Source organism: Duganella sp. FT27W, assembly GCF_009295655.1.
Taxonomy (GTDB): domain Bacteria; phylum Pseudomonadota; class Gammaproteobacteria; order Burkholderiales; family Burkholderiaceae_D; genus Rugamonas; species Rugamonas zoogloeoides.
This window is the reverse complement of the sequence record NZ_WHIV01000028.1, coordinates 1-282: the sequence shown is the minus strand read 5'-3', so window position 1 is coordinate 282 and position 282 is coordinate 1. Positions and strand designations below refer to the sequence as shown.

1 rRNA gene is annotated in these 282 nt (G+C 42.9%); it reads left to right on the top strand.

Features of this window, described 5'->3' with window-relative positions:
* Positions 1-172 precede the first annotated feature (172 nt).
* A 23S ribosomal RNA gene (locus F8197_RS28285) occupies positions 173-282 on the top strand; the annotation flags it as partial.

Here is a 282-nt window from a genome sequence, read left to right as displayed (position 1 = left end):
GTGCTGTATGTTCTTTAACAATCTGGAAGAAGTAAGTAGATTTTTATGTGTCGTGTTACGGTAAAACGTAATGCGATGGGTAATGATTGTATGTATCAACAAACGCAACAACGTAGTACTTCTTATTTCTATAACCGCTCCTTTGTTTAGTCGCAAGGGGCTAACGTTATAGGGACAAGTGAATAAGTGCACATGGTGGATGCCTTGGCGATTACAGGCGATGAAGGACGTAGTAGCTTGCGATAAGCTGCGGGGAGCTAGCAAACAAGCTTTGATCCGCAG